Genomic DNA, 21,642 nt, shown 5'->3' on the forward strand with positions numbered 1-21,642 from the left:
CTGGTCAGCATCCTCCCCTGATCGACGGCCGACCGGCCCGGTGAACCGACCCTGCGGGGCACCTGCGATCCAGGTGCCCCCGCAGGGCATCACCCGTTTCCAGAATTCGGATTCACATTTTCGGCACGCAATTCGGTGACGGGGTCAGCGCCTGCCCAGCAGTGCGGAGAGGTCCACCGCGTTCGCCATGGCCTCGGTGCCCGCGTCGTTCGGGTGCAGGTGGTCGCCGCTGTCGTAAACGGGGTTGAGCGTGGTCGGGTCGCCCGGCACCGCGGTCGCGGCGGCGAAGTCCACCACACCGTCGAATTCGCCGGACGTGCGGATCCAGTCGTTCAGGGTGCGCCAGGTCGCCTCGCGCTCCTCGGTCCAGACGAACGAGCCCTTGAACGGCAGCACGGTGCCGCCGTAGACGTCGACCCCTGCGGCCCGCGCCTGCCTGATCACCTCGCGGTGCCCCGCGATCAGGTCCGCCGCCGACGCGCTGTAGCCGATGTCGTTGACCGCCAGCAGCATGATCACCGCCTTGACGCCGGTCTGCGACAGCACGTCGCGCCGCACCCGCGTGACGCCCGCGACGCCGTAGAACGGCTCGCCCTCCCGGTCGGCGAGCAGCCGGTTCCCGCCCAGGCCCGCGTTCACCACCGACAGCGTCCGGCCCCACACCGCGTCCAGCCGCCGGGCCAGGAAGTCCGGCCAGCGGCGGTTGGCGTTGCCGGTCGTGCTGGCCGTGTCGGTGATCGAGTCGCCGAACGCCACGACCGTGCCCGCGACCCGCCCGGACGGCGCCACGTCGACCCCGTTGACCACCATCCAGCACGGCGTGTCCGCGAACCCGCCCGACACCGCGCCGGTCCGGTCGCCCGGGGCCAGGTAGTTGCCCTGGGCGGTGAACGGGTGGTTGGTCAGCGGCCCGGTCGCCTCCGGCACGTACGCGCTGACCAGCAGCGTGGACAGCGCCTCGACGTCCAGGCGAACGGGGTCGCTGAAGACCTCCCGGCCCGGCGGCACGACCACCTCCCGCCGACCCTGGAACGTCACCGCGCGCAGGGTGCCGGGCACGGCCGCGTCGCCGGCCGCCCGCACCGCGACCGAGGTCCGGCCCACCCGCAGCGGTCCGGTGCCGAACGCGTTGGTCAGCCGCACCCGCACCGACCTCCCGCCCGCGCTGGTGAACACGACGTTGCGCACGGTCTGGTCGGCCAGCCCCTCGCCCGCCGGGCACGAGCTCCAGGGGATCTCGCTGCCGACCACCGGGCTCGCCGCCCACGCGGCCACCCAGTCCCGGCCGTGCGCGCCTGCGGCGGGCTGCACCGCCGTGGTGGCCGCGAGCGCCGCGATCACGGTCAGCTTTCCCAGGTGTCTTGGCATGGGGGTCTCCTCGCCGGTCGTCGTTGGTGGCGGGGCCGACGGTGGCAGCGGCCGAATTAACCGGTCAAGCAGGCCACGACGAGCGGTGGAGGAGTTGCGCTGAGTGGCAGTTGCTTAACGTTCAGCATCCACTGGCGGGGTCAGCGGGATGCGGGCGACGGCATCGGGCAGGCCGGCGGCAGGCCAGGTGACCAGCAGGTCGAGCACGCCGCCGGTGGGCGCGTCGAAGACGTACCGGGAGTCGGTGACCACGCGCCCGGAGCCCCCGGCGGTCTCCGCGGAGTGCGGGGACAGCCAGAACGCCTCCGCGCCGCGCACGACCGCCAGGCCGGGACCGGGGCCGCCCCGCGAGGACCACGGGAGGTCGGGCCGGGATCCGTCCGGGGCCGTGAGGTCGGACGGGGACTCTCCCCACCGGGCCGTGAGGTCGGGCGAGGGCTTTCCCCGAGGGGCCGTGAGGTCGTCCACGACCCGACCCCCGGCCACGTCCCCTGCCACGCCCACCACGTACGCCGCCAGCAGCCCCGGCTCCACCGCGGCGAGCCGGGTGAGCACGACCGCCGCGTGCCCACCCCGGTGCAGGACCCGTGGTGCGGCCGCAGTGACCCCGGTCTCGACGGCGACGGCGCCCACGTGGCGGGCCTCCCGGTCCGCTAACCCCGTGGTGGTCGGCACGGCGGCGACGGGCGCGTCCCAGATCGGGCGGGCGTCGCGTTCGACGGTGCCCCGGTCGGGCAGGGGCAGGGTCACCACCGTCTCGGGGAACCCGATCCCCGGCCAGGCGAACACCAGCGAGACCTCGTCGAAGGCGGGCGGGAGGAGGAAGGTCCGGTGGTGCTCGGGACCGAACTCGCCGGTGTGGTGGTCGCCGGTCCAGTCCGACTCCCGCACCGGCCACGCCCAGCGCGCCCGCCCGTCGTCGCCGAGCACGCCGAGGCGCAGCTCCAGGCCCTCGTCGTGCTGGGGCAGCAGCACGCGCGGCGCGGGCGGGACCACGCGCCCCTCGCGGACCTCGCGCTGCCGCCGGGTCGCGTCCCGCCGGTCCAGCGGCTGCCGCGCCAGCACCTCGACCTCCAGCCCGGACGGCCGCGACACCACCCGCACCACGCCGATGCTCAGCTCGGGTCGCCGCACCACCAGCCCACCCGGGTGCCCGGACACCCCCAGCACCTCGACCGCGTCCGCGAAGTCCCCCATCACCCCTCCACCATCCCGCGGGGCGACCACCGGGCCAAGTAGTTTGGGCGGGGTGAACGGGCGGTCGCGTGCGGGTGTCGTCCGGCTCGTGCTGCTCGTCGCGCTCGTGGCGCTGTTCGCGGTCGGCGTCGCCAGCGGGGTCACGCCCGGTGTGGACGAGGTCCGCGGCTGGGTCGAGGCCGCCGGGCCCGCCGCGCCGCTGGTGTTCGTGGCGGTCTGCGCGGCCGGGTCGTCGGTGCTGGTGCCCAAACCGGTGTTGAGCGTGCTCGGCGGTGTGCTGTTCGGGCCGTGGCTCGGTGCCGGCGTGGTGGTGGTGGGTGTGACGCTGGGCGCGCTGGGGGGCTTCGCGCTGTCGCGGGGGCTCGGGCGCGACGTGGTCCGGCCGGATGAGGTCCGGCCGGATGAGGCCCGGTCCGGCGAGATCCGGTCCGGCGAGATCCGGTCCGACCAGGTCCCGCCCGGCGAGGGCCGCCTCGCCCGCGTCGACCGTCTGCTGGAGCGGCACGGCTTCGCCGCCGTGGTGGCGTTGCGGCTGCTGCCGGTGGTGCCGTTCGGCCTGGTCAACTACACCGCCGGGCTCACCGGCGTGCGGGTCGGCTCGTTCGCGGCCGGCACGGCGCTCGGCGTGGTCCCCGCCACGGCCGTCTACACCGCCACCGGCGCGTCGCTGACCACCATGACCCCCGGCCAGTGGCTGCTGGCGGGCGCGGCGGTGGCGCTGCCCGCGCTGGTCGGGTTCGCGCTGCTCCGGGTCAGGCGAGCGCGGTGACCGCCGCGACCACGTCCGGGCCGTCGAGCAGCACCCGGTCGTTGTGGTCGGCGCCCGGCACCTCCACCGCGCGCCCGCCCGCCGCCGTCGCCACCGCGCGGCTCTGCCCCGGCGGGACGACCGAGTCGGCCGAGCCGTAGACGACGGTGACCGGCGCGCCGGCCACGGCCGCGTGCTCGGCGGTCGGGAACCGGTCCAGCAGCAGCCACCGCACCGGCAGGAACGGGTAGTGCGCCCGGCCCACCGCGGCCAGGTCGGTGAACGGCGAGCGCAGCACCAGCCCGACCGGCGGGTGCTCGACGGCCAGTTCGGCGACCACGGCCGACCCCAGGCTCTCCCCGAAGTACAGCAGCGGCAGGCCGGTCTCGGTGACCAGGAAGTCGCGCGCGGCCCGGACGTCGAGCGCCAGGCCCGCCTCGGTGGGCGAGCCGGGGTTGCCGCCGAAGCCCCGGTAGTCCAGCAGCAGCACCGACAGGCCGCGGGCGGTGAGCGCGGCGGCGAGCGGCGCGCGCATCGACCGGTTGCCCGCGTTGCCCGGCGCGACCAGCACGGCGGCCCGCGCGCCGGGCACCGGGAAGTACCAGGCGGACAGGCTCAGGCCGTCGGCGGTGGCGAGGGTGGCGTCACGACCGCCGGGCAGCACGTCGGCCGCGGCGGGCGGCGGACCGCCCGAGGGCAGGAACACGAGCTTGCGCTGGAGGGCGAACGCGCTGCCGAGCACCACGACCACGATGATGACGGCCGCGGCGACCCCGGGCAACACGCGCCTGCGCACGTGACCATCATGGGCCGGCCCACCCGCGGTACCCGGTTGCGGCCGGTGATCGGGTCGGGCGAGGCTGCCCCGGTGGACATGCACGACGACCAGCTGACCGTCACCGCGGCGACGGCCCGCGCGCTGGTGGCCGACCAGTTCCCCGGCTGGCGGGACCTGCCCGTGCGGGACGTCGCCGCGCACGGGACCGTCAACGCGATCTTCCGCGTCGGGGACGGGCTCACCGCCCGCTTCCCGCTGCGGCCCGGTGACCCGGGCGAGGTCCGGCGTGAGCTGGTGGCCGAGGCCGACGCCGCCCGCGAGCTGCTCGGCCGCACCCCGTTCCGCACGCCCGAACCGGTCGCGCTGGGCGGACCCGGCGCGGGCTACCCGCTGCCCTGGTCGGTGCGGACCTGGTTGCCCGGCGCGCCGGCCACGCCCGACAGCGCCGCCGGGTCCGTGGCGTTCGCGCGCGACCTGGCCGCGTTCGTCCGCGGCGTGCGCGCGATCGACACCCGCGGCCGGGTGTTCCGGGGCCGGGGTCGGGGCGGGGAGCTGAGGTCCCACGACGAGTACCTGGAGAGCTGCTTCCGGCGCAGCGAACACCTGCTGGACGTGCCGCGGCTGCGCGGGCTGTGGGCGGACCTGCGGTCGCTGCCGCGCGGCGACGCACCCGACGTGATGACCCACGGCGACCTGATCCCCGGCAACGTGCTGGTCGCCGGCGGGCGGTTGACCGGGGTGATCGACGTGGGCGGGCTCGGGCCGGCCGACCCCGCGCTGGACCTGGTCGGCGCCTGGCACCTGCTCGACGCGGGTCCGCGCCGGGTGCTCCGCGAGGAGCTGGGCTGCGGTGACGACGAGTGGGCGCGCGGCCGGGGGTGGGCTTTCCAGCAGGCGATGGGCTTGGTCTGGTACTACGCCGCGAGCAACCCGGTGATGAGCGGGCTGGGGCGGCGCACCCTGGCGCGCCTCGTGGAGGAGGAGGGGGAGGCGGCGGGCGGGGAGGCGGGCGCGGAGGCAGCGGGCGCACGAGGGGCCGGAGCCCGGACAGCAGCACGGAGCGCGGTCGTCCGGCGACGCGGAGCGCATCGGTTAGGTTGTCGCCATGGCAACCGCGGACTCCGCCGGCGCGGAGCCCCGCTGGGCCGAGTGGCGCCGACCGGGACCCACCCCGGCCCAGCAGCGCCGGGACGTGGTGCTCGCGGTGGGCGTGATGGCCGGCGCGCTCGCGATGACCGTCCTGGTGAACAGCATGGGCACGCTGGCGTTCGGCCGGGCCCCCTCGCTGGGCGAGCAGCTGTTCTGGAGCGTCGCGGTCACCGCCCCGCTGGTGGTGCGCCGCCGGTTCCCGTTCGCCGTCCTGCTCGTGGTGGGCGTGCTGTTCATCGCCGCCCAGATCCGGCAGGTCGGCGACGGCTTCGTGCCCTCGGTGGCGCTGTTCGCCGCGATCTACACCTCCGGCGCGTGGGAGCGCAGCCGCGTGCTCGCCCGGTGGTCGCGGATCGGGGTGATCGTGGCCATGTTCGCCTGGCTCGGGTTCAACCTGGTGCGGTTCCTCATCGGACCGCCGCAGGACTACGGCGACGTCACCGGGCCCCTGGACCCGGTGCTGGCGTCCGTCCTCTACGGACTCGGCTTCAACGTCCTGTACTTCCTGTCCGCCTACGTCATCGGCGACACCGCCTGGGTGTCCGCCCGTCGGCGGGCGGAACTGGAGCACCGCGCCGAGCAGCTGCGCCGCTCCCAGGAGCAGAACACCCGCGGCGCGCTCGTGGCCGAGCGGATGCGCATCGCCCGCGACCTGCACGACGTGGTCGCCCACCACGTGTCGGTGATGGGCATCCAGGCGGGCGCCGCGCGGCGCGTGCTCGACACCGACCGCGAGCTGGCCCGCTCGGCGCTGCTGATGGTCGAGCAGACCGCCCGGGGCTCGATCGCCGAGCTGCGCGGGCTGCTGGGCGTGCTGCGCGCCGAACCGACCGCGGAGGACGCGCCGGACGGCGAGTTGGCCGCCCTCGACCGGCTGCCCGACCTGGTGGCCACGGCGCGCTCGGCCGGGCTGGAGGTGGCGCACCAGACCTACGGCGAGCCCCGGCCCGTGCCGGACGGCGTCGCCCTGTCGGCCTACCGGGTGGTGCAGGAGGCGCTGACCAACGTGGTCAAGCACGCGGCCGCGCGACGGGTCGACGTCCGCGTCCGCTACCTCGACCGCGCACTGGAGGTCGAGATCGCCGACGACGGGCGCGGGCCCGTGCCCGCCACCACGCCCGGGTTCGGCCTGGTGGGGATGCGGGAGCGCGTCGCGGTCCACGGTGGGCAGCTCGAAGCCCGCCCGCGCAAGGGCAAGGGCTACCTGGTGCGCGCGACCCTGCCGACCACCGCCGAGGAGGACCTCCCGTGACCGACCGGCCGCTGCGCGTCGTGCTCGCCGACGACCAGGACCTGGTCCGCGCCGGGTTCCGGGTCATCCTCGGGACGGAGGACGGCATCGAGGTCGTCGGCGAGGCGGGCGACGGCGAACGGGCCGTCGAACTGGTCGAGCGGCTGCGGCCCGACGTGGTGCTGATGGACGTCCAGATGCCGCGCGTCGACGGGCTGGAGGCCACCCGCCGCGTCCTCGGCGCGCCCGGCAACACCGCCCGCGTCGTCATCCTCACCACGTTCGACCGCGAGGACTACCTGTTCGAGGCGCTGCGGGCGGGCGCGAGCGGTTTCCTGCTCAAGAACGCCTCGCCGGAGGACCTGGTGGAGTCCGTCCGGATCGTGGCCCGCGGCGACGCGCTGCTCTCACCCGAGGTGACCCGCCGCGTCATCGCGAAGTTCCACGGCCGGGACCGGACCGGGACCGCGCCGGCCCACCGGCCGCCCGAGCTGACCGACCGCGAGTACGAGGTGCTGGTGGAACTGGCGCGCGGGGCCAGCAACGCCGAGATCGCGCGCGCCCTGCACCTGGGCGAGACCACGGTCAAGACCCACGTCTCCCGGGTGCTCAACAAGCTCGACCTGCGCGACCGCACCCACGCCGTGGTGTTCGCCTACGAGCGCGGCATCGTCCAGCCCGGCGACGGCCGCGGGTAGGTCGAGCGGAGGACCCGCCGGGTGGGTCCCGCGGAGGACGCGGGGCGGGTGCGGCACGGCATAGCGTTCCGGTCGTGTTGACTGTGACGGCGATCAGCCGGAGCTTCGGGGACCACCGGGTGCTCCACGACGTGACCTTCGAGGTCCGCCCCGGGCGGATGACCGGTTTCCTCGGCGCCAACGGCTCGGGCAAGACCACGACCATGCGCATCGTCCTCGGGGTGCTCGCACCGCACGGCGGCGAGGTGGCCTGGCGCGGGCGACCGGTCCGGGAGGGGGAGCGACCCTCGTTCGGCTACATGCCCGAGGAGCGCGGTCTCTACCCGAAGATGGCGGTGGGTGACCAGATCGCGTGGCTGGGCCGGCTGCACGGCCTGGACCGCGCCACCGCCCGCGCCAACACCGAGCGCCTGCTCGACCGGCTCGACCTCGCCGACCGCGCGGGCGACCAGCTGGAGGCGCTGTCGCTGGGCAACCAGCAGCGCGTGCAGATCGCGGCGGCGCTGGTGCACGACCCCGAGGTGCTGGTGCTCGACGAGCCGTTCTCCGGCCTGGACCCGATCGCGGTGGGGGTGGTGCTCGGGGTGCTGCGCGAGCGCGCCGCCGCGGGCGTGCCGGTGCTGTTCTCCAGCCACCAGCTCGCGCTGGTCGAGCAGCTGTGCGACGACGTGGTCATCATCTCCGGCGGCCGGGTGACGGCGAGCGGCACGCGGGAGGAGCTGCGCGAGCGGTACGGGACGCGGCGGCACGAGCTGGTCGTGTCCTCCGACGCGGGCTGGGTGCGCGACCTGCCGGGCGTCCGCGTGGTCGAGCTGGACGGTCCGCGGGCGGTCTTCGAGCTGGACGGCGGCGACGACCAGGACGTGTTGCGCGCGGCCCTGGAGCGCGGCGCGGTCCGCGCCTTCGGCCCCGTGGTCCCCACGCTGGACGAGATCTTCAAGGAGGCGATGTGAGCGTGTCGTTCACCGAGGCGACCCGGTTGGTCGCCGAGCGCGAGGTCAAGGTCCTCGTGCGCACCAAGGGCTTCTGGATCGGCTTCGCCGTGATGCTGGTCGGGCTGTTCGCGCTGACCGTGCTGCCCGCGGTGTTCGGCGGCGGCGCCACGCCGGTGGCCCTGGTCGGGTCGCAGGCGGCCGGGGCCTTCGCCGGTGAGGACTTCGAGGTCCGCCAGGTCGAGGACGTCGCCGCGGCCGAGGAGCTGGTGCGCGCGGAGGAGGTGGACGCCGCGGTCGTGCCGGACACCACCGGCGAGTCCGCCACCGGGGTGCGCGTGGTCGCCCTGACCGAGCCGCCGGGCGAGGTGGTGGCCGCGCTGGCCACCGCGCCGCCGGTGGACCTGCTGGAGCAGGCCGAGGTCGGCCAGGACGAGCGGTTCGTCGTCATCCTGGTGTTCGCCCTGGTGTTCATGATGTTCGGGATGGGCGGCGCGGCCATCGCGCAGAGCACCGTCACCGAGAAGCAGACCCGCATCGTGGAGATCCTGGTGTCCACGATCCCCGTGCGGGCCATGCTCGCGGGCAAGATCGCCGGGCACACCCTGCTGACCATCGGGCAGGTGGTGGTGCTCGCCCTGGCCACGCCCATCGCCCTGCGCCTGGGCGACCAGTCCGAGCTGCTCGCGGTCGTCGCCCCGGCCCTGGGCTGGTTCGTGCCGTTCCTGCTGCTGGGGTTCGTGCTGCTGGCCTCGATGTGGGCGGTGACGGGCTCGCTGGTCAGCCGCCAGGAGGACCTGGGGTCGACCATGGGCGTGGTCATGATCCTGGTGATGGGCCCGTACTTCGCGGTGCTGGCGTTCGCCGACAACTCGGCGGTGATGGGCGTGCTGTCCTACGTCCCGTTCTCCGCGCCCGTCGCGATGCCGGTGCGGCTGTTCGCCGGGCAGGCGCAGGCGTGGGAGGCGCTGCTGTCGCTCGCCGTGCTGGCCTGCTCGGTCGTGGCGATCGTGCTGCTGGCCGCCCGGCTCTACGAGGGGTCGCTGCTGCGCACCGGCGGCAAGGTCAAGCTGTCCAAGGCGTGGGCGCGGCAGGACTGACCAGGTCCCGAGGGGTTCCGGATTCCGCGCGGCCCTGTTGCCTATCTATGATTGTTGCGAACCACTAGCAACAGCATTGAGGGGGCGATTGGGTTGCGTGGAGCTACCCGGCGGCTGGTGGCCGGGGCGGTCGTCACGGCGACCGCCCCGGGCCCGGTGACCACGGCCTGTTCCAGCGGTGACGCGACCGGCGGCCCGGCGCCGACCGAGCTGCGGCTGGCCATCGGCGGCGAGTCGGAGGAGGGCTACGACCCGACGCTGGGCTGGGGCCGCTACGGCAACCCGCTGTTCCAGTCCACGCTCCTGACCCGGGACGCCGACCTGCGCGTCACCAACGACCTGGCCACCGGCCACTCGGTGAGCCCTGACGGTCTGGTGTGGACGGTCGACCTCCGCGCCGACGCCCGGTTCTCCGACGGCCGCCCGGTCACCGCGCGCGACGTCGCCTACACCTTCACCACGGCGGCCAAGAGCGGCGGCCTCACCGACGTCACCGTGCTCGACGAGGCCGTGGCCGTCGACGACGACACCGTGGAGCTGCGCCTGAGCCGGCCGCAGAGCACGTTCGTCAACCGGTTGGTGTCGCTGGGCATCGTGCCCGAGCACGCCCACGGGCCCGACTACGCGCGGCGGCCCGTGGGCTCCGGGCCGTTCGTGCTGGAGCAGTGGGACGAGGGGCAGCAGCTCATCGTCCGCCGCAACGACGACTACTACGGCGCCAAGCCCGCCTTCGAGCGCGTCGTGTTCGTGTTCACCGGCGAGGACGCCTCCCTGGCGGCGGCCCGCTCCGGGCAGGTCGACGTGGCCGCGCTGCCCTCGTCGCTGGCCTCCACCGCGATGCCCGGCATGGAGCTGCACCGGGTGGAGTCGGTCGACAACCGCGGCATCATGTTCCCCTACCTGCCCGCCGACGGCCGCACCGACGACGACGGCAACCCCGTCGGCAACGACGTCACCTCCGACCTGGCGGTGCGGCGGGCGGTCAACACCGCCCTGGACCGCCGGGCCCTGGTCGACGGTGTGCTCGACGGGTACGGCCGCCCCGCCACCGGCCCGGTCGACGGCCTGCCCTGGTACGAGCCCGCCACCGCCGCCCCGGACAACGACCCCGACGCCGCTCGCCGCCTGCTGGAGGAGGCCGGGTGGCGCGACACCGACGGCGACGGCACCCGCGAGCGCGACGGCGTCAGGGCAGAGTTCTCCCTGCTCTACCCGGCCACCGACTCCCTGCGGCAGGGGCTCGCGCTCGCCGCGGCCGACATGCTCGAAGCCGTCGGCATCGCGGTGACGCCCAAGGGCGAGAGCTGGGAGGTCATCTACACCCGGATGCACGCCGACGCGGTGCTGTTCGGCTGGGGCAGCCACGACCCGACCGAGATGTACAACCTGTACTCGTCGGCGCAGGCGGGCGTCGAGAGCTGGAACCCCGGCTTCTACGACGACGCCGAGGTCGACGCCGCCCTGGCCGCGGCGATGGCGGCCACCGACGCCGACGAGGCCACCCGGCACTGGCGGGAGGCCCAGCGCGGCTTCGGCCCGGCCGCCGACGCGGCATGGGCCTGGCTGGTCAACCTCGACCACACCTACTTCGTCGACTCCTGCCTGGACGTCGGCCCGGTGCAGGTCGAGCCGCACGGCCACGGCTGGCCGATCACCTGGGGCATCACCGGCTGGCGTTGGACGTGCTGATCCCGGCGCTGCGCGGCGCCGCCGGGCGGCTGACGCGGCTGGTGCTGCTGCTGGCCGCCGTGGCGGTGGCGTCCTTCGCGCTGATGGTCAACTCCCCGGTCGACCCGGTCGCCGCCTACGTCGGCGCGGACGTGGCGGCGATCGGCCCGGAGCAGCGGGCGCTGATCGCGGAGCGCTGGGGGCTGGACGACCCGGCCCCCGAGCGGTTCCTGTCCTGGTTCGGCAACCTCGTGCGGGGCGACTTCGGCTTCTCCGCCACGTTCAACCAGCCGGTGCTGGACGTGATCGGCGACAAGTTCCTCACCAGCCTGGCGCTCATGGCGCTGGCCTGGCTGCTGTCCGGCGTGCTCGGCTTCGCGCTCGGCCTGGTGGCGGGTGCCCGGCGGGGGCGCGCGGCCGACCGCGTGATCACCTGGTGGTCCTACACGCTGGCCTCCGCGCCGACGTTCTGGGTCGGGCTGCTCCTGCTGTACGCGTTCGCGGTGTCGCTGAACTGGGCGCCGGTGTGCTGCGCGGTGCCCATCGGCGTGCCCGCGGCCGAGGTCGGGCTGCTCGACCGGCTGCACCACCTGGCGCTGCCCGCGATCACGCTCAGCGTGGTGGGCGTCGCCCCGGTCGTGCTGCACACCCGGCAGGCCGTGATCGAGGCGATGGGCAGCGACCACGTGGCGTTCGCCCGCGCGCAGGGGGAGCGGGGGATCGGCCTGGTGCGGCACCGGGTCGTGCGCAACGCGGCCGCCCCGGCGCTGCTGCTCCAGTTCGGTTCGCTGGGCGAGCTTTTCGGCGGGTCGGTGCTGGCCGAGCAGGTGTTCTCCTACCCCGGTCTCGGCGCGGCCACCACGACCGCCGCGCTCGGCCAGGACGTGCCGCTGCTGCTGGGCATCGCCCTGTTCACCACGGTGCTGGTGTTCGCGGGCAACGCCGTCGGCGACCGCGTGCACGCCGCCGTCGACCCGCGGGCCGCGCTCGCCGACGCCGGGAGGCGCACGTGACCGCCACCGCCCTGCCCCGGCTGGACCGCCGCGGCCGCACCCTGGCCCAGCTCGGCGCGTCGGCGCTGCTCGTGGTCGCCGTGGTGGTCGCGGGCACGGTCGCGGAGGACGCCGCGCAGACCACCGGGCTGGCCGAGCGCAACCGGGCGCCGTCGGTCGGGCACTGGTTCGGCACCGACTGGCTGGGCCGGGACGTGCTGGCCCGCGTGCTGGCCGGGCTGCGGTTGAGCCTGGTGGTGGGCACCTCGGCCGCGGTGCTGTCGGCGCTGATCGCGCTCGTGCTGGCCTGCGCGGCGACCGTCGGCGGGCCCAGGGTGGACGCGGTGGTCGGGTGGCTGGTCGACCTGTTCCTGGCGCTGCCGCACCTGGTGCTGCTGATCCTGCTGGCGTTCGCCTTCGGCGGCGGCACGGAGGCGGTGGTGGTCGCGGTCGCGGTCACCCACTGGCCGACGCTGACGCGGGTGCTGCGCGGCCAGGCCCGGCAGGTCGTCGGCTCGGACTTCATCGTGGTGTCCGCCCAGCTGGGCCGGAGCCGGTGGTGGATCGCGCGGCGGCACGTGTCCGGGCACCTGGTCGGGCAGTTCCTGGTCGGCCTGGTGCTGCTGTTCCCGCACGCGATCCTGCACGAGGCGGCGCTGTCGTTCCTCGGCCTGGGCGTGGACCCGGCGGAGCCGTCGATCGGCGTGCTGCTGGCCGAGTCGATGCGCTTCCTGTCCGCCGGCGCGTGGTGGCCGGCCGTGCTGCCGGGCCTGTGCCTGCTGCTGGTGGTCAAGGCGGTCGACGGTATCGGCGAGAACCTGCGTTCGCTGCTGAACCCGAGGAGCCACCACTCGTGAGCCCGCTGCTGGAGGTCTCCTCGCTGGCCGTGTCGTTCCACCAGTACGAGCGGGGCCTGCGCCGCCGCACGGTGGTCGCGCTGGCCGGGATGGACCTGACCGCCGACCGGGGCGAGCTGGTCGCCCTGGTCGGGGCGAGCGGGGCGGGCAAGAGCCTGCTCGCGCACGCCGTGCTCGGCATGGTGCCGCCCAACGCCGAGGAGAGCGGCGTGGTCCGCTTCGACGGCGTCGCGCTGGACCCGGCGGCCCGCCGGGCGCGGGCCGGTTCCGGCACCGCCCTGCTGCCGCAGGCGGTGACGTTCCTGGACCCGGTGACGCCGGTCGGGCGGCAGGTGCGGCGCTCGGCGGAGCTGGCGCGCAGGCCCGACCCGGGGCTGTCCGCGTCGGTGGCGCTGGCGGACCGGGGGCTGGGCCCGGAGGTGGCGCGCCGCCACCCGCACGAGCTGTCCGGCGGCATGGTCCGGCGCGTGCTGACGGCCATGGCGATGATGGCGAGCCCCGCGCTGGTGCTCGCGGACGAGCCGACGCCCGGCCTGCCGCCCGAGGCGGTCCGGGCGGTGCTGGCCGAGCTGCGCCGCATCGCCGACGAGGACCGGGCCGTGGTGCTGATCACCCACGACCTGACCGCCGCGCTGGAGGTCGCCGACCGGGTGGTGATCTGCCGGGACGGCCGCACCGTGGACGAGGCGCGGCCGGCGGACTTCCGCGACGACGGCGCGGCGCTGTCCCACCCGTACACCCGCGCGCTGTGGCGGGCCCTGCCCGCCAACGGCTTCCACCTGCCGGAGGACCCGTGACCCTGCTCGCCGAAGACGTCTGGTTCCGCTACGGCCGGCGGCAGCCGTGGGTGGTGCGCGGCGCGTCGCTGACCGTCGAGCCCGGCGAGGTCGTCGGGCTGCACGGCCCCAGCGGCGCGGGCAAGAGCACCCTGGGCAGGCTGCTGGCCGGGCTCGTCGCGCCCGGCCGCGGCCGGGTGGAGGTCGACGGCGCGCCGCCGCGGCCCGACCGCCGGGCCGGGCGGCCGAACCCGGTGCAGGTGGTGCACCAGCACGCCCACCTGGCCATGGACCCGCTGTGGAAGGTGGGCGCGGTGCTGGCCGAGGCGGGGTCGGCGGCGGTGGACCCCACCCTCGTGCCGCCGGAGCTGCTCGACCGCTTCCCGCACGAGATCAGCGGCGGCGAGGCGCAGCGGGTCGCCCTGGCCCGCGCGCTGCTGGCCCGGCCGCGGTTCCTGGTCGCCGACGAGATCAGCGCGAGCCTGGACGCGATCAGCCAGGCCGAGGTGTGGCGGCTGCTGCTGGCGCGGGTCCGCGCCGGGGGTGTCGGCGTGCTCGCCATCTCCCACGACGGGCCGCTGCTGGAGGCCGTGGCCGACCGGGTGCTGGACTTCGCCGACCTCGCGGTGTCACCCGATTGGGTTGTCACTGGATAGTGGTAATCCTCGGCGGGGACCCCCAAAGGTCCACCGCAGGTTGGACGATTGGCCGGTCGAGTGGTGATTTCCTCGTTGCTGACCTCAATGGACCAACCAAGGGAGTGACCGATGTCGGGAGCACAACCTGTCGTGGCCGGCCAGACCTCCGGTGAGGTGCGGCCGGTCGAGGAGGACCGGGGCGCCGCCCGCTCGACCGAGCCCGCCGCGCCCGCCGCACCCGAGCGGAAGGCGGCCCCGCCCGGGAGCCCGGCCCGTGGTGTCTGCGCCGCGCACGGTGTGCCGGAGTGCAAGCGCTGCGGATGACCGGGGGGCGCCTCCGGCCGATCGCCGCCGACGTCGCGCTGGCCGTGGCCGCCTGCGTGATGGACCTGACGCTGTACTCCGCCGCCCCGCTGCGGGTCGACGACCCGCACTTCTGGTCCTCGGTCGGGTACCTGGCGTTGATCTTCGCGGCCCTGCTGGCGCGGCGGCGGCGACCGGCGGCGGTGTTCGTGGTGGTGCTGGCGCTGGCGGTGCTGGCCGAGCCGTTGACCGGGGTCGACTTCCAGCCCCTGGTCGTGGTCTACCTCGCGCTGTTCGCCACCGCGGTGGGCTGCCGGAAGGAGGTGGCGGCGGGCGCGCTGGCGGGCGCGCTGGCGTGCGCCGTCCGGCTCGCGTTCGAGGACGTCCACGTCGGGAACCTCGAGGAACTCGTGGTGGAGGTGGTGGCGGGGGTGTACCTGATGGTGCTGCCCCTGTCCGTGTGGGCGGCCGGCAGGTGGGTGCGGATCAGCCGGGAGCACGCGAAGGACCTGGAGGCGCGCCGGGAACTGGAGGCGCGGCAGGCGGTGGTCGAGGAACGGGCCCGGATCGCCCGGGAGCTGCACGACATCGTGTCGCACGCGGTGACCGTGATGGTGCTCCAGGCGGCGGGCGGGCGCCGCGTCCTGCGCCGCGACCCGGCGCGGGCCGAGCGGGTGCTCGACACCATCGGGCAGGTGGGGGAGGAGGCGATGGGGGAGCTGCGCCGGATGCTGGGGCTGCTGCGCACCGACGGGCCGGTCGGGTCGGGAGGCCGGGTCGGGTCGGGGGGATCGGGCGGGGCGGCCGGGTCGGGTGCGGCGGATGGGTCGGGCACGCCGGGTGGAGCAGGCGCGCCGGGTGGAGCAGGTGGGACGGCCGGGTCGGGCAGGTCGGGGGGTCTGCCCGACCCGGGTGGCGTGCCCGACCCGCTCGGTCCGGGGGAGTTCGACGGGCCGTGCTCCGGGGTGGCCGACCTGCCCCGCCTGCTCGACCCGGTCCGCGCCGTCGGCGTGGACGTGGCGCTGCGGGTGGCGGGCGAGCCGCGCGCCGTCGCGCCGGGGGTGGACCTCGCGGTGTACCGGGTGGTGCAGGAGGGGCTGACCAACGTCACCAAGCACGCCGGGGCGGGCGCCAGCGCAGAGGTCCGGCTGACCTGGTCGGGGGACCGGGTGGAGGTGGAGGTGGTCGACGACGGGGGCGAGGGGGAGCCCCGGCGCGGCCTGTCCACCGGGCACGGGCTGTCCGGGCTGCGGCAGCGGCTGGCGGTGCTCGGCGGTGACCTCACGGCGGGGGAGCTGCGCGGCGGCGGGTTCCGGCTCGCCGCCGTGCTGCCGGTCGCGGACCGGCTGGTGGCCTCGGGCTGACCCCTCGCCCCGGCCCGGTCAGGCGTAGCGGGGCAGCGTGGCCGCCACCTCGTGCGGCGACGGCATGGCGGCCACCTCGGCGGCGATCGCCCTCGCGGCCTCGCGCACGGCCTCGTCGGCCAGCAGGCGCCGCGCCTTCTCGGCGACCGCCTCGGCGGTGACCTGCCCGCCCAGCAGTCGGTCGCCCAGCCCGGCCTCGGTGACGGCCGCGGCGTTGCTGAACTGGTCGGCCCCCTGCGGCAGGAGCAGCTGCGGCACGCCCGCGCCGAACGAGCCCATGGTGGTGCCGCTGCCGCCGTGGTGCACCACGAGGTCCACGTGCGGCAGCAGGTCGGCCTGCGGCACCCACGGCAGCACCACCACGTCGTCGGGCACCTCGCCCAGCACCTCGGTCGACACGGTGGGACCGGCGGCCACCAGCACCCGGGCGCCCAGCCCGGCCAGGCCCCCGATCGCGGTGCGCAGCACCTCCACGTCGCCGAACGCGGTGCCCAGCGTCAGGTAGACCAGCGGCTCGCGGTGCCCGGTCACCCACGCGGGCAGCTCGCCGGGCTCCGCGAACGGCACGGGCCGCAGCTCGATCCGCTCGGTGGAGGCCAGGAACTCCGGCGCCTGCACCGAGGGCGGGCAGATGTCGAGGTACGGGTTGCCCATCAGCATGGGGTCGTTCCCGGGGGCCTTCGCGCCCAGCTCGTCGGCGACCTGGGCGATCAGGCCGGCGGCGTGCCGGACGAGGTCGTCGTCACCCGTCCACACGCGGCCGAAACCGTGGCACAGGGCCGGTAAGCCGGCCACCTGCGCGGCCATGCCCGCGCCGGGGTTGCCCACCTCGTGCACCACGAGGTCCGGCCGCCGGTCGGCGATGATCGGCTTGAGGTCGAGCGCGAAGCCGCGCGGCAGGAGGTAGCCGAAGATCCGGGCCAACATCTCGGGCGGGATTTCGCGGGGCCCCTCCGCGTCGAGGCCGGTTGTGGCCTCGGCGAAGGCGGCCCCCAGCTCCGGGCCGCCGGTGAGGTGCTCGACGCCGACCCGTTCCAGGACGGGGCCGAAGGCCGCCGAGGTGACGTAGAGGACCTCGTGGCCCAGGTCGCGGGCGGCGGCCGCCAGCGGGATCAGCGGGTAGGTGTGCCCGTGCGAGCCGAGGCTCGAAAAGAGGATCTTCACCGGTTCGAGGGTACTCAGCTTTTCCACGGCGGGTGAATTACTCTCGGTTGAGAGGTGGGTCACTCCGCCAGGTCGGTCCGCACGGCCACGGTCGCCTCGATGCTCGCCGCGAGGAACCGCGCGACGACCTCCTTCTCGGCCTCGTCGAACCCGGCCCAGGCCCGGGTCAGCGCCTCGTTGAGCGGGGTGAAGAAGGCGCGTCCGAGGTCCAGCGCCTTCTGGTTCACCCGCAGTTCGACCTTACGTCGGTCCCGCGCGCTGCGGGTGCGTTCGACGTGCCCGGACGCCTCCAGCCGGTCCAGCACGGAGGTGGTCGCGGACGCGCTCAGGTGCATGGCCTCGGCCAGTCTGCTCGGCGACATCGGCTCGCCGCCCCACCGCGCGTCCATGATCAGCGCCAGTGCGTTCAGGTCGGTGCGGTGCATCCGCTGCCGCTCGCCGAACAGCTCCGCGAACCGGTCGCTCTCGACCGTGAGCTGCCGCAGCAACCTGACCAGGGTCGAGTTGTCGACCATGCGCCCTCCCCTTAAAATTTCGATCGTCGAACCATCAGATCATCGAACTAAGTTGTTCCGGAAGGACATTCTCCCGTGCACGCCACCCGTTCCCGCACCCGCTGGCTGCTGCCCGCCCTCGTGGCGGTCGCCTGGTTGGCCCTGGGCGGCTTCTCCGGCCCCTTCGCGGGCAAGCTCGGCGAGGTCTCGGTCAACGACAACACCGCGTTCCTGCCCGCCTCGGCCGAGGCCACCGAGGTGGCCGAGCGGGTGCGGGAGTTCGGCGCCGGGCAGGGCCTGCCCGCGGTCGTGGTGGCCGAACGCCCCTCCGGCCTCACCCAGGCCGACCGGGACTGGCTCGGCGGCCGCGAGTGGCCCGGCGAGGCGTCCCCGGTCATCCCCTCCGAGCGGGACGACCAGACGGCCCAGGTGGTCGTCGTGGTCGACCCGGAGGACCCGGCCGGCGCGGTCGAGGAGCTCCGGTCGCGGCTGACCGCGCCGCCCGACGGGCTGACCGTGCTGGTCGCCGGGCCCGCCGCGCAGGTCGCGGACCTGAAGGAGGCGTTCGGCGGCATCGACGGCCTGCTGCTGCTCGTCGCGGGCGCGGTGGTCGCGGTGATCCTGGTGCTGGTCTACCGCAGCCCGCTGCTGCCGTTCGTGGTGCTGCTGTCGGGCGTGTTCGCCCTGGGGCTGGCGAGCCTCGCGGTGTACCTGCTGGCCGACGGCGGTGTGATCGACCTCAACGGCCAGAGCCAGGGCATCCTGTTCATCCTCGTCTTCGGCGCGGCCACCGACTACGCCCTGCTGCTGGTCTCCCGGTTCCGCGAGGAGTTGCGCGACACCGAGGACCGGTACCGGGCGGTGCGGGTCGCCTGGCGCGCCACCATCGAGCCCATCGCCGCGTCCGCCGGCACCGTCGTGCTCGGCGTGCTGTGCCTGCTGTTCAGCGACCTCAACTCCAACAAGGGCCTCGGGCCGGTGGCGGCCATCGGCATCGCCGCGGCGTTCCTGGCCTCGGTGACCTTCCTGCCCGCCGTGCTCGCGCTGCTCGGCCGCGCCGCGTTCTGGCCGCTGCGCCCGGGGTTCGGCTCGCCGCACCCCGAGGCGAGCGGCCTGTGGGCGCGGGTGGCCGGCCTGGTCGCCGCCCGCCCGCGCGCCACCTGGGTGGTCACCACCCTGGTGCTGCTGGTCGGCGTGGCCTTCGTGCCGCAGCTCAAGGCGTCCGGCACGGCCCAGTCCGACGTCTTCCTGACCGAGGTCGACTCCGTGGCCGGGCAGGAGGTGCTGTCGCGGCACTTCCCGGGCGGCAGCGGCTCGCCCGCGATCGTGCTGGCCGACGCGGACCGGGCGCAGGCGGTCGGCGAGGCCGCCGGCGGCGTCGAGGGCGTGTCCGCGGTGCGGCCCGCCGGGGAGGCCGGGGGACTGGTCCGGATCGACGCCGTGCTGACCGACCCGGCCGACTCCGACGCGGCGCTGGCCACCGTCGAGCGGCTGCGCGAGGCCGTGCGGGCGGTGCCGGACGCGGACGCGAAGGTCGGCGGGCCCACCGCGACCCAGCTCGACACGCGCGACACCTCCGAGCGCGACCGGCTGGTGATCATCCCGATCGTGCTGCTGGTGATCTTCCTGGTGCTGGCGCTGCTGCTGAGGTCGCTGCTGGCTCCGCTGCTGCTGATCGCCACCGTGGTGCTGTCGTTCGGGGCCACGACGGGCGTGGCCGCGCTGGTGTTCAACGGCCTGTTCGACTTCCCCGGCGCGGACCCCGTCGTGCCGCTGTTCGGGTTCGTGTTCCTGGTCGCGCTGGGCATCGACTACAACATCTTCCTCATGACGCGCGTGCGCGAGGAGGCGGCGGAGCTGGGCACGCGTCAAGGCGTGCTGCGCGGCCTGACCGTGACCGGTGGCGTGATCACCTCGGCGGGCGTGGTGCTCGCGGCGACGTTCTCGGCGCTGGCGGTGCTGCCCATCCTGTTCCTGGCGCAGCTCGCGTTCATCGTCGCCTTCGGCGTGCTGCTGGACACCTTCGTGGTGCGGTCGCTGCTGGTGCCCGCCCTGGGGATGGACCTGGGGCGGCGCATCTGGTGGCCGTCGGCGCTGGCGCGCGGCAAGGACTAGGTCGCCCCGCCCGGGTCCGGCCACCGGAGCCGGACCCGGGCGGGACGACCCGGGGCGGGTCAGCGGTAGAGCCGGACGTCGGCCAGGCTCCACCAGTTCGGCGCGGCCGTCGTCGTGGTGATCCGGAGGTGCCGCGCGCTGGTCGGCGGGAGGTCCACCGCGGTCAGCTGACCGGTGGCGGAACCGGTCCGCAGGGTGCGCCACGTGCGGCCGTCGTCGCTGGCGGCCAGCTCGTAGCCGCGCGCGAAGTCGCCCACCTCGCCGCCGCTGTCGAGGGCGACGCGCCGGAAGGACTTGCGCCCACCCAGGTCCAGCCGGAGGTACTGGCCCGCGACCTGCGCGGCGCCGGTGCTCCAGCGGGTGGAGGCGTCGTCGTCCACGGCCAGGCCCGGGTCCCCGCCGAGCGGGGAGGTGGCCGTGGCGCCCTCCAGCGGCACCCGGTCCAGGGTGGTGCGCAGCGCCGCGCTGCGCGGCCAGGTGAACGTGGCCAGCGCGCCGCCCGGGAGGGTGTACTCGAAGGTGCGGCTGCCGACGTCGACCGCGAACGCGCGCGGGTCGTCGTTCTGGTTGTGCACGACCAGCGCGGTGGAGCCGTCCGGGTTGCGGAACGCGACGTCCATGATTTGGCCGTTCCAGCCGGTGGTGCCGAACGAGGTGCTGGCGACGCGCCGCGCGCCCGGCTTCACGAACTTCGCCAGGTGGCCGATCGTGTAGAACTCGGCGTCGGTGGTGACCGAGCCGTCGGGCTGCACGGTGACCAGGCCGGTGCACGTGCCGCAGCCGCCGTTGTGCGGGCCGCCGGTGCTGTCCAGGGCGATGTTCCAGTTCACCGCCGAGCGCGCCCAGTTGCGGGTGGTGCCGATGACGACGTTGCGGGCGTGCCAGGTGAGGGTGTCGCGGAAGACCTTGGCGGGCGGGTCGGTGACGCCCTTCGAGCCCGAGCACTCGGTGAACCAGATCCCCTTGTCCGGGAACGCCTCGTGCAACGCGGTCTGCGCGCTCGGGTCGCCGTAGTAGCAGTGGAACGCGGTGCCCGCGACCCAGCGGGACGCCCGGCCGCGCAGCACCTCGTACGGGTAGTCGGTCTCCGGGTCGGAGCCGGGCGGGGTGGCGGCGACGTCGTTGGGGTGCGTGGCCCAGTTGTGGTCGTAGGCGAGGATCTTGGTGCGCGGACTGGCCAGGCGCAGCTTCGGGCCCAGCGCCTCGATCACCCCGAGCTGCTGGGCGACCGGCATGTCCGTGCCGGGGTAGGCGTCGGGCGTGCGGTTCTGCGGCTCGTTCTGCACCGACAGGAAGTCGATCGGCACGCCGGCCGCCGCGTACGCCTGGACGAACTTCACCAGGTAGCGGGCGTAGGCGTCGTAGATCCGCGGGTCGTCCTGGAGCCGCCCGCCCACGAGCGAGTCTGTGGTCTTCATCCACGCGGGCGGGCTCCACGGCGTGGCCATGACCTTCAGCGCGGGGTTGAGCCGCTTGGCCTCGCGCAGCAGCGGCAGCACCTGCGCGCGGTCGCGGTCGATGCTGAAGTGCCGCAGGGCGAAGTCGGTCTGCCCGGCCGGGACGTCGTCGTAGGTCCAGTGCTCGGCGGCCGCGGTGAAGTCGGAGGAGCCGACCGGCTGGCGCAGGAAGCTCACGCCGATGCCGCGCACCGGGTCGAACAGCTTCCGCATGGTCTCCGCGCGCACGGCGGGCGGGAGGCCGGCGAGCAGGGCCGCCGAGGAGTCGGTGATCGAGGCGCCGAAGCCGTCGACCTGCTGGTACGCGTGGTCGGGGTCGACCACGATCGTCGGGTGCGTCGACGGCGCGGTGCCGAACGCGACGCGCGGGCGCTCGGCCAGCAGTTCGGACCGGTCGGCCGCGGTCACCCAGACGCGGGCCTCCACGGCACCCCGGTCGGGGCCCCGGTCAGGACCTGTGGCCTGCGCGGCGACCACGCCACCGCAGGTCAAGGCCACCGCGGTCGTGACCGCCGCCACGCCGCGCACGGTTCTCCTCATCAGCCACCCACTTCTCGCGCACCAGGGATCAATCATGGTGGAACAACTTGTTCCGGAATGGAACACGTCATCG

Annotated in this window: 19 protein-coding genes and 1 pseudogene; 14 read left to right on the forward strand and 6 right to left on the reverse strand. The window is 75.0% G+C overall.

Going from position 1 to position 21,642, the window contains the following annotated elements; genetic code table 11:
• Positions 1–144: 144 nt before the first annotated feature.
• Together ACFP3R_RS35595 and ACFP3R_RS35600 are read right to left on the reverse strand one after the other, a co-directional pair.
• Positions 145–1,368, reverse strand: coding sequence for an SGNH/GDSL hydrolase family protein (locus ACFP3R_RS35595; protein WP_380643054.1), 1,224 nt, complete (start codon positions 1,366–1,368; stop codon positions 145–147).
• 114 nt (positions 1,369–1,482) lie between these two features.
• Complete coding sequence (locus ACFP3R_RS35600; RefSeq protein ID WP_380643056.1) at positions 1,483–2,565, reverse strand: hypothetical protein; 1,083 nt, start codon at positions 2,563–2,565, stop codon at positions 1,483–1,485.
• A 52-nt stretch (positions 2,566–2,617) separates the two neighbouring features.
• Between ACFP3R_RS35600 and ACFP3R_RS35605 the strand changes: the two genes are divergently transcribed.
• Positions 2,618–3,334, forward strand: a complete 717-nt coding sequence (locus tag ACFP3R_RS35605) for a TVP38/TMEM64 family protein (protein WP_380643057.1) — start codon at positions 2,618–2,620, stop codon at positions 3,332–3,334.
• Here ACFP3R_RS35605 and ACFP3R_RS35610 read toward each other — a convergent pair.
• Entirely contained in the window at positions 3,318–4,109 is a 792-nt protein-coding gene (locus ACFP3R_RS35610; RefSeq protein WP_380643059.1) for an alpha/beta hydrolase, read from the reverse strand. The two genes, ACFP3R_RS35605 and ACFP3R_RS35610, sit on opposite strands and share 17 nt — an antisense overlap.
• A gap of 78 nt (positions 4,110–4,187) precedes the next feature.
• Between ACFP3R_RS35610 and ACFP3R_RS35615 the strand changes: the two are divergent.
• The 12 genes and pseudogenes from ACFP3R_RS35615 to ACFP3R_RS35670 all read left to right on the forward strand — a co-directional run.
• A pseudogene (locus ACFP3R_RS35615) lies at positions 4,188–4,913 on the forward strand (phosphotransferase); the annotation flags it as partial.
• Positions 4,914–5,196: 283 nt separating this feature from the next.
• Positions 5,197–6,492: a sensor histidine kinase gene (locus ACFP3R_RS35620; protein ID WP_380643061.1), complete on the forward strand. Its 1,296-nt coding sequence runs from the start codon at positions 5,197–5,199 to the stop codon at positions 6,490–6,492.
• Positions 6,489–7,169 (forward strand): response regulator, encoded by a 681-nt coding sequence (locus ACFP3R_RS35625; protein WP_380643112.1) that lies wholly within the window; start codon positions 6,489–6,491, stop codon positions 7,167–7,169. The genes ACFP3R_RS35620 and ACFP3R_RS35625 overlap by 4 nt, the downstream gene beginning before the upstream one ends.
• A 74-nt stretch (positions 7,170–7,243) precedes the next feature.
• Positions 7,244–8,122, forward strand: coding sequence for an ABC transporter ATP-binding protein (locus tag ACFP3R_RS35630; protein WP_380643063.1), 879 nt, complete (start codon positions 7,244–7,246; stop codon positions 8,120–8,122).
• Positions 8,119–9,201: an ABC transporter permease gene (locus ACFP3R_RS35635; RefSeq protein WP_380643065.1), complete on the forward strand. Its 1,083-nt coding sequence runs from the start codon at positions 8,119–8,121 to the stop codon at positions 9,199–9,201. Before ACFP3R_RS35630 ends, ACFP3R_RS35635 begins: the two co-directional genes overlap by 4 nt.
• Before the next feature lie 93 nt (positions 9,202–9,294).
• Positions 9,295–10,890 carry an ABC transporter substrate-binding protein gene (locus ACFP3R_RS35640; protein WP_380643067.1) on the forward strand — a complete coding sequence of 532 codons (1,596 nt, stop codon included), beginning with the start codon at positions 9,295–9,297 and terminating at the stop codon, positions 10,888–10,890.
• A complete protein-coding gene (locus tag ACFP3R_RS35645) occupies positions 10,884–11,882 on the forward strand; it encodes an ABC transporter permease (RefSeq protein WP_380643114.1) in 999 nt (332 codons plus the stop codon). The genes ACFP3R_RS35640 and ACFP3R_RS35645 overlap by 7 nt, the downstream gene beginning before the upstream one ends.
• Complete coding sequence (locus ACFP3R_RS35650) at positions 11,879–12,718, forward strand: ABC transporter permease (RefSeq protein ID WP_380643069.1); 840 nt, start codon at positions 11,879–11,881, stop codon at positions 12,716–12,718. Before ACFP3R_RS35645 ends, ACFP3R_RS35650 begins: the two co-directional genes overlap by 4 nt.
• Complete coding sequence (locus ACFP3R_RS35655; RefSeq protein WP_380643071.1) at positions 12,715–13,515, forward strand: ATP-binding cassette domain-containing protein; 801 nt, start codon at positions 12,715–12,717, stop codon at positions 13,513–13,515. The genes ACFP3R_RS35650 and ACFP3R_RS35655 overlap by 4 nt, the downstream gene beginning before the upstream one ends.
• A complete protein-coding gene (locus ACFP3R_RS35660) occupies positions 13,512–14,150 on the forward strand; it encodes an ABC transporter ATP-binding protein (RefSeq protein ID WP_380643073.1) in 639 nt (212 codons plus the stop codon). The genes ACFP3R_RS35655 and ACFP3R_RS35660 overlap by 4 nt, the downstream gene beginning before the upstream one ends.
• Positions 14,151–14,261: 111 nt before the next feature.
• The gene (locus tag ACFP3R_RS35665; protein WP_380643075.1) at positions 14,262–14,456 is read left to right on the forward strand and encodes a hypothetical protein; all 195 of its coding nucleotides are present in this window, start codon (positions 14,262–14,264) and stop codon (positions 14,454–14,456) included.
• On the forward strand, positions 14,453–15,799 hold the full coding sequence (locus tag ACFP3R_RS35670; RefSeq protein ID WP_380643077.1) for a sensor histidine kinase: 1,347 nt from the start codon (positions 14,453–14,455) through the stop codon (positions 15,797–15,799). Before ACFP3R_RS35665 ends, ACFP3R_RS35670 begins: the two co-directional genes overlap by 4 nt.
• A gap of 18 nt (positions 15,800–15,817) precedes the next feature.
• Here ACFP3R_RS35670 and ACFP3R_RS35675 read toward each other — a convergent pair whose 3' ends face one another.
• Positions 15,818–16,963, reverse strand: a complete 1,146-nt coding sequence (locus ACFP3R_RS35675; protein WP_380643080.1) for a glycosyltransferase — start codon at positions 16,961–16,963, stop codon at positions 15,818–15,820.
• A 59-nt stretch (positions 16,964–17,022) separates the two neighbouring features.
• Entirely contained in the window at positions 17,023–17,478 is a 456-nt protein-coding gene (locus ACFP3R_RS35680) for a MarR family winged helix-turn-helix transcriptional regulator (protein WP_380643082.1), read from the reverse strand.
• Positions 17,479–17,553: 75 nt separating this feature from the next.
• Here ACFP3R_RS35680 and ACFP3R_RS35685 point away from each other — a divergent pair, with 75 nt between their 5' ends.
• On the forward strand, positions 17,554–19,572 hold the full coding sequence (locus tag ACFP3R_RS35685; protein ID WP_380643084.1) for an MMPL family transporter: 2,019 nt from the start codon (positions 17,554–17,556) through the stop codon (positions 19,570–19,572).
• 59 nt (positions 19,573–19,631) lie between these two features.
• On the opposite strand, the gene ACFP3R_RS35690 is transcribed toward ACFP3R_RS35685, so the two are convergent.
• Positions 19,632–21,569, reverse strand: a complete 1,938-nt coding sequence (locus ACFP3R_RS35690; protein WP_380643086.1) for a discoidin domain-containing protein — start codon at positions 21,567–21,569, stop codon at positions 19,632–19,634.
• Positions 21,570–21,642 lie beyond the last annotated feature (73 nt).

Source organism: Saccharothrix lopnurensis (assembly GCF_042658445.1).
GTDB lineage: Bacteria > Actinomycetota > Actinomycetes > Mycobacteriales > Pseudonocardiaceae > Actinosynnema > Actinosynnema lopnurensis.

Excerpts from the sequence above, each read along its gene's own strand:
- ACFP3R_RS35680 (WP_380643082.1), bottom strand. The coding sequence starts at position 17,478 with ATGGTCGACAACTCGACCCTGGTCAGGTTGCTGCGGCAGCTCACGGTC.
- ACFP3R_RS35600 (WP_380643056.1), bottom strand. The coding sequence starts at position 2,565 with ATGGGGGACTTCGCGGACGCGGTCGAGGTGCTGGGGGTGTCCGGGCAC.
- ACFP3R_RS35595 (WP_380643054.1), bottom strand. The coding sequence starts at position 1,368 with ATGCCAAGACACCTGGGAAAGCTGACCGTGATCGCGGCGCTCGCGGCC.
- ACFP3R_RS35690 (WP_380643086.1), bottom strand. The coding sequence starts at position 21,569 with ATGAGGAGAACCGTGCGCGGCGTGGCGGCGGTCACGACCGCGGTGGCC.
- ACFP3R_RS35670 (WP_380643077.1), top strand. The coding sequence starts at position 14,453 with ATGACCGGGGGGCGCCTCCGGCCGATCGCCGCCGACGTCGCGCTGGCC.
- ACFP3R_RS35665 (WP_380643075.1), top strand. The coding sequence starts at position 14,262 with ATGTCGGGAGCACAACCTGTCGTGGCCGGCCAGACCTCCGGTGAGGTG.
- ACFP3R_RS35620 (WP_380643061.1), top strand. The coding sequence starts at position 5,197 with ATGGCAACCGCGGACTCCGCCGGCGCGGAGCCCCGCTGGGCCGAGTGG.